Source organism: Schnuerera sp., from assembly GCF_035459645.1.
Taxonomy (GTDB): domain Bacteria; phylum Bacillota; class Clostridia; order Tissierellales; family Tepidimicrobiaceae; genus Schnuerera.
Window position 1 is genome coordinate 1 of sequence record NZ_DATHXO010000030.1, and the last position, 5,988, is coordinate 5,988.

The 5,988-nt window shown below is 30.9% G+C and carries 6 protein-coding genes, 1 pseudogene and 1 other annotated feature; of the genes and pseudogenes, 4 read left to right on the forward strand and 3 right to left on the reverse strand.

Annotation, left to right across the window (positions count from 1 at the left end; genetic code table 11):
* Window positions 1-823 (reverse strand): SpoIIE family protein phosphatase (locus VK998_RS00695; RefSeq protein ID WP_325224360.1); only part of this gene is annotated, 823 nt, incomplete at its 3' end.
* A gap of 220 nt (window positions 824-1,043) precedes the next feature.
* Here VK998_RS00695 and VK998_RS00700 point away from each other — a divergent pair.
* Window positions 1,044-2,351 carry a methyl-accepting chemotaxis protein gene (locus VK998_RS00700; RefSeq protein ID WP_325224362.1) on the forward strand — a complete coding sequence of 436 codons (1,308 nt, stop codon included), beginning with the start codon at window positions 1,044-1,046 and terminating at the stop codon, window positions 2,349-2,351.
* On the opposite strand, the gene VK998_RS00705 is transcribed toward VK998_RS00700, so the two are convergent.
* Both VK998_RS00705 and VK998_RS00710 read right to left on the reverse strand, forming a co-directional pair.
* Complete coding sequence (locus tag VK998_RS00705; protein ID WP_325224364.1) at window positions 2,348-2,884, reverse strand: cob(I)yrinic acid a,c-diamide adenosyltransferase; 537 nt, start codon at window positions 2,882-2,884, stop codon at window positions 2,348-2,350. The two genes, VK998_RS00700 and VK998_RS00705, sit on opposite strands and share 4 nt — an antisense overlap.
* Before the next feature lie 60 nt (window positions 2,885-2,944).
* The gene (locus tag VK998_RS00710; RefSeq protein WP_325224366.1) at window positions 2,945-4,081 is read right to left on the reverse strand and encodes a THUMP domain-containing class I SAM-dependent RNA methyltransferase; all 1,137 of its coding nucleotides are present in this window, start codon (window positions 4,079-4,081) and stop codon (window positions 2,945-2,947) included.
* Window positions 4,082-4,233: 152 nt separating this feature from the next.
* On the opposite strand from VK998_RS00710, the gene VK998_RS00715 reads away from it, so the two are divergent.
* The 3 genes and pseudogenes from VK998_RS00715 (at window position 4,234) to VK998_RS00725 (ending at window position 5,872) form a co-directional block, all read left to right on the forward strand.
* Entirely contained in the window at window positions 4,234-4,611 is a 378-nt protein-coding gene (locus VK998_RS00715; protein WP_325224368.1) for a class II SORL domain-containing protein, read from the forward strand.
* A gap of 68 nt (window positions 4,612-4,679) precedes the next feature.
* Window positions 4,680-4,880 (forward strand) — a binding site (T-box leader).
* Window positions 4,881-4,937: 57 nt separating this feature from the next.
* Window positions 4,938-5,642, forward strand: a pseudogene (gene tyrS, locus VK998_RS00720) (tyrosine--tRNA ligase); the annotation flags it as partial.
* 23 nt (window positions 5,643-5,665) lie between these two features.
* Window positions 5,666-5,872: an AAA family ATPase gene (locus VK998_RS00725; protein WP_325224369.1), complete on the forward strand. Its 207-nt coding sequence runs from the start codon at window positions 5,666-5,668 to the stop codon at window positions 5,870-5,872.
* The last annotated feature ends 116 nt before the right edge of the window (window positions 5,873-5,988 follow it).

Genomic DNA, 5,988 nt, shown 5'->3' on the forward strand with positions numbered 1-5,988 from the left:
TGTATTTAATAGGAATGCAATTATGCCCAGCATTTGCATATTTAAGATGATTATTTTTAGTATTAAATACTGCATAAAAAATTGTAAAATATTTATCTACTTCTAGTCCTAAAGTACTAAATTTTTTATGCAGTTCTGTTAATGCTACTGAAGGACTTAAAACATCATCCTTTATAGCTCTCATAGTTTGTCGAACAAACATAGTCATCATAGAAGCTGTAATACCATTTCCTACTACATCGCATATATATATACCTATATTATCGTCATCAATATGATAAATATCAAACATGTCTCCACTTAACATTTCTGAAGGTTTATATAGATGATCTATTTTCAATGTATGATATATACCTTTCTTAGGCAAAATCCTATGTTGAAGCCTTTTAGCAAATCTTAGATCTTTTAACATTTTTTTATTTCTCTCAATTAATTCTAACTCCAATTTTCTTTCTCTTGTTACATCTCTAAGAACTTCTACTGCAGCTATTGCATTACCATTTGGATCTAAAACTGGAGAGCTTTTAACGGAAAAATACCTACCTCCAATCACTTCTTCTTTTTGAACTGTTTCATTGGTTCTTATGCTTTTTTTGGATATACAAAAGCCACAAGGTTCATCTTTACCAATAGACTGATAACATTTTCTGCCTACTAAATTCTCTCCCAAAGCTTTTTTCATAGCTTTATTAGCATATATAATAGTACCATTAACATCTACTACTCTAACCCAGTCTGCCATACTTTCCAAAACATGATAGTTTAATACACTGTATTCTTTCATCTCCTCTATTAAAGAGTTATATTCTTCTCTAATAAGCATACTATCACCCTTTAAATAAAATAGGTACTTAAATTAATAATATCATAATATTTTTTAAAACACAAAGCTTTTAGTACGTCTTTAGTAGATTTTTCATTAATAAAATTGTTTATTAGATACTTTTTACCATTCTTCCACTTATTTCACCACTATCTATTAACATGGAATAAAATATATAGTATCATATATATAATAATCTAAAATAGGAGGAGAAAATTTGATGACTAAAAACAAACAAAATAATAAGAAACAAAATAATAAGAATGTCAACAAACTAAAATTGAACTTTTTTACTTTAGTTTTCATAACAATTTTTTTAAGTACCATTGCTACTTATTTTATTGTAAATACAATTGAAATCAACTTTGTTGAAAATCTACTAGGATATATTGTGATTATAGCTTTAATCAACACATTAATAATTGGATTAATTACTCGGATCCTATTTAATAAAATAATTAGTAAAACCTTAGATAGGATAACCTTCACAATCGAAAATATGGCTAAAGGTGATTATTCTAAACTAGAAGACATCAAGGAAATTAAAGAGCTTCCTCATCTACATGATTCTTTAAATAAGGTAATAGATATTAGCAGAAAAATGACCGCAGGTATTAGAGACAATTCCAATGTTTTAGCTGATAATGCTAAAAACTTGTCTTCTGTTATTGAAGATACAACTTCTTCTATAGAAAATATAGCAACAAGTGTTAATGAAATCGCCAAAGGTTCAGAAGATACATCTATGAATATAAATGAATTAAGCGAAGGTATTTCCAACTTAAACAACTTATCCCAAGATACTGAAAATTTTGCAGAACAAGCTGGGGAACTCTCTATTTCCATGGCAAAATCAGCTAAAAAAGGTTATGAAGATGTGGACAAAATTATTAATATGGTTAACCTAATAGAAAATACTACAGGAGATACCTCTGAGATTATAGAAGAATTAAATCAACAAATTTCAAATATAGACAATATAGTGGTTATTATAAATGAAATAGCCGAACAAACCAATCTTCTTGCGCTAAACGCTGCTATTGAAGCTGCAAGGGCTGGTGAAGCTGGAAAGGGCTTTGCAGTAGTTGCAGAAGAAATTAGAAAATTAGCTGATGCTACCCATACATATTCAGGAGAAATATCTTCTATTACTTCAAATGTTTCTAATAGTAGCAAGAATGCAGTAAGTAGTATTGATGAAGTGAGTGAAGTTGTAGAAGAAAGTGTAAGTATAGCAGATTTAACTAAAAAATCTTTCGATGATTTATTGATTAAAATCGATCAAATAAATATTCTAATAGTGGAAATTACAGAAGCTGCAAAAGATGTGCGTAATAACAGTGAATATATATTAGAAAGAGCTTCAGAAATATCAGCAATTTCTGAAGAAACAACAGCAGCCTCTGAAACCAGTGCTGCTGCTGTAGAAAATAACCTTGCTTCTATGGAAGAAATTACTGCTTCTATTGAAAGCCTATCTTCTATTGCTGAAGAGTTGAATAACATAATAGAAAGCATCAAAGTTTAATTTTTAATAGTATAATCTACTTTTATCTCATCTTCTTCTAAATATCTTGCTAAAGCATATATTAAATCAGACAATCTGTTTACATATTTAATCACTAAGGGATCTATTTCACTATAAGATCCTAAGGTGATTATTCTTCTTTCTGCCCTTCTACATATTGTACGACAAACATGAAGATAACCTGATTTTTTTCCTGAACCTGGAATTATAAATCCTGTAGGATTATTTAACCTTCCCATAAATTTATCAATATTATCTTCTAAAAATTTAATATCTTCTTCTGCTATATGGTATTTTACTTTAGTTTTATCTTCTGTAGCCAAATTGCTAGCCACAGTAAATAATTTGTTTTGAACCTTTTGAATAATATCATAAATTTCTTCATCATCTATATAATTCTTAGCTAATCCTAAAAAAGATACTAACTCATCTATAGTTCCATAACTTTCCACCCTTATATGATCCTTAGGTACCCTTTTGTCATCAAATAAAGATGTGGTCCCTTTATCTCCTGTCTTGGTGTAAATTCGCATATTGAAAGTACCTCCTTCTTCTTTTATTTCAATTATACCCTTAAGTTACTATTATCCTCATTAATTCTTTGGTGGTCTTGGACCATAATACTGATAATAATCTACCTTAATCCGACCATTGTAAAGTTTCCTTTTTCTATCAGCCTTTTTGTTATATAGCCTTTCAAAGTCTTCATTAGAAGTTAGCACATAAATAGAATAAGTCTTCAATTTACTAAATATATCACCCATGTTTTTATACAACTTCTCTACCTCTTTTTCTTCTCCTATCCTTTCCCCATAGGGAGGATTACATATTATGACTCCATAATCATTCATAAATTTAAAATCTCTAACATCCTTATTAATAAACTTTATATCCTCTTCCAAACCTATAGAAGCAGCATTTTCTTTTGCTAATTCTATAGCTTTTTTATCTATATCTGAGCCAATAATGTTCAAATTAAAATCCCTAAGCATTAACTCCCAAGCCTCACGTCTTGCATCTTGCCAATACTCCTTTTTTATCCTAGGCCACCCTTCAGAAGCAAAATTTCTATTTAGACCTGGTGCTATGTTTTTACCTATCATAGCTGCTTCAATAGGGATAGTTCCTGACCCGCAAAATGGATCTAATAAAAATCTATCCTTGTTCCAATAACTTAATTGAACCAATGCAGCAGCTAAAGTTTCTTTAAGAGGTGCTTCCACACTATGTATTCTATACCCTCTTTTATGTAACCCAGGCCCTGAAGTGTCAATAGTTAAAGTTGCAATATCTTTAAGCAAAGATACTTCTATTGTAAATTTGGAACCAGTTTCTTCAAACCAATCTCTTTTATATTTAGATTTTAACTTTTCTACAACTGCCTTCTTCACAATAGCTTGAGAGTCTGAAATACTAAATAATTTAGAATTTATGGATTTCCCCTCTACAGTAAATTCCCCATCTTCAGTAATCCATTCATCCCAAGGAAGAGCTTTTGTCTTTTCAAACAATTCTTCGAAAGAAGTAGCTTCAAACTCACCCATCTTTAACAGCACCCTATCAGCAGACCTTAACCATAAATTAGCAATAGGAATATCTTTCTCAGTAGCTTTAAAAGTAATCTTTCCATTTTCAACCTTTAGATCCTCATATCCTAAATTTTGTAGCTCTCTTTTTACAACAGCCTCTAATCCAAAAGTTGTAGTTGCAATTAATTGAATTTGCTCCATAATATACTCCCTTTCTTAATGACTTCATCTCTATTATACCTAAAAAAATAAAAAATTACCTTATGCATTGTGTTTTTTTTATAATATTTGGGTATTAATCTATATAAGTTATTCTATATGAATATAATAAATAAAATTGGAGGTTTTATAATATGAAAAGCATAGGTAAATTATATCAAAGTGGAGATTGGAAAGGTGAGAAACATGTACCAGTTATCCATGCTCCTGAAAAGGTTAAAAAAGGAGATATAGTAGAAGTTAACCTTAATATTGGAGAAGAAATAGCACACCCAAATACGCTGGAACATTACATAGCATGGATTAAGCTTTATTTCCATCCAGAAGGAAGTAATTTCCCAGTAGAAATAGGTAGTTATAATTTCAATAGCCATGGAGAACATGGTACCTTTACAGAGCCTTATTTATCAACTAAATTTAAAGTAGAAAAATCTGGTACAATCCATGCTACAAGCTATTGTAATATTCATGGTCTATGGGAAAATAGCGTAGAATTAACAGTAGAGGACTAATAAGTCCTCTTTTTTCTTTTCCCCTTGACAATATCTATTCTATATATTAATATACATTATAAAATCAATATAAAACGATGACGGATGAAAGTAGCTCATTATGGTTAAAATACAGAGAATAGATCACTGGTGAGAGATCTATAACCTAATAATGGAGCGAATTACAAATCCATAGTTTCAATAGGAAACTGTTGCGTTTATCACACGTTACGTGATTAGAGGCTTTATGCAAATTAAGGTGGTACCACGGGTGTCTTCTCGTCCTTTTAGGAGAAGATGCCCTTTTTTAATGGAATAAAAATAAATATAATTTAGGAGGTAATATAATGGCTAATGTATTTGATGTACTACATGAAAGAGGTTATATTGATCAAGTAACCTACGAAGATGAACTTAAAGAACTTTTAGATAAGGAATCTCTAACCTTTTATGTTGGATTTGATGCCACTGCTGACAGCTTAACTTTAGGACACTTTATTCAAATAATGGTAATGATGCATATGCAAAGAGCAGGACATAGACCTATTGCTTTACTAGGCGGTGGGACTACTATGGTAGGAGATCCTTCAGGTAGAACTGATATGAGGAAAATGCTCACTAAAGAAATAATTGATCGTAATGCTTTAAAATTTAAAGAACAACTTTCAAGATTCCTCAATTTTGATGATGATAAAGCTATCATAGTTAACAATGCTGATTGGTTATTAGATTTAAATTTCTTGGAATTTATGAGGGAAGTTGGAGTACATTTTTCTGTAAATAGGATGCTTACCTTTGACTGTTATAAAAACAGATTAGAAGAAGGATTAACTTTCTTTGAATTTAGCTATATGCTTATGCAATCTTACGATTACCTAAAACTATATAGAGATCACAATTGTCGTCTTCAAGTAGGTGGAAGTGATCAATGGTCTAATATATTAGGCGGGTATGAGTTAGTGAGAAAGCTAGAAGGAGACAAAGTATATGCTATGACCTTTAAACTGCTCTCCACTGCAGCAGGAATAAAAATGGGTAAAACTGCAGCTGGTACGTATTTAATATCCTGTTGCAAGTGTTGGACGAAGGTCATATTACCGATAGCTTAGGACGAAAAGTGGATTTCAAAAACACCATTTTGATTATGACTTCTAACATTGGTACGCGTCAGCTGAAAGAGTTTGGTCGAGGAGTTGGCTTTAGTACCACTTCCGATCTATCCGATGCAGAGCATTCGCGCAGCGTAATTAAAAAAGCAAAGATAAGAATCTCCCTGGCATAGGCATACTTCCACCTGTTCCCAATAAAGCTATATCTAACAACGAAATCCCTTCTTTAAATATAGTCCACTTTATTAATATATACCATATATTGCCCTTAAAATTAAAATAAGTTCCC

Excerpts from the sequence above, each read along its gene's own strand:
- VK998_RS00700 (WP_325224362.1), top strand. The coding sequence starts at position 1,044 with ATGACTAAAAACAAACAAAATAATAAGAAACAAAATAATAAGAATGTC.
- VK998_RS00705 (WP_325224364.1), bottom strand. The coding sequence starts at position 2,884 with ATGCGAATTTACACCAAGACAGGAGATAAAGGGACCACATCTTTATTT.
- VK998_RS00710 (WP_325224366.1), bottom strand. The coding sequence starts at position 4,081 with ATGGAGCAAATTCAATTAATTGCAACTACAACTTTTGGATTAGAGGCT.
- VK998_RS00715 (WP_325224368.1), top strand. The coding sequence starts at position 4,234 with ATGAAAAGCATAGGTAAATTATATCAAAGTGGAGATTGGAAAGGTGAG.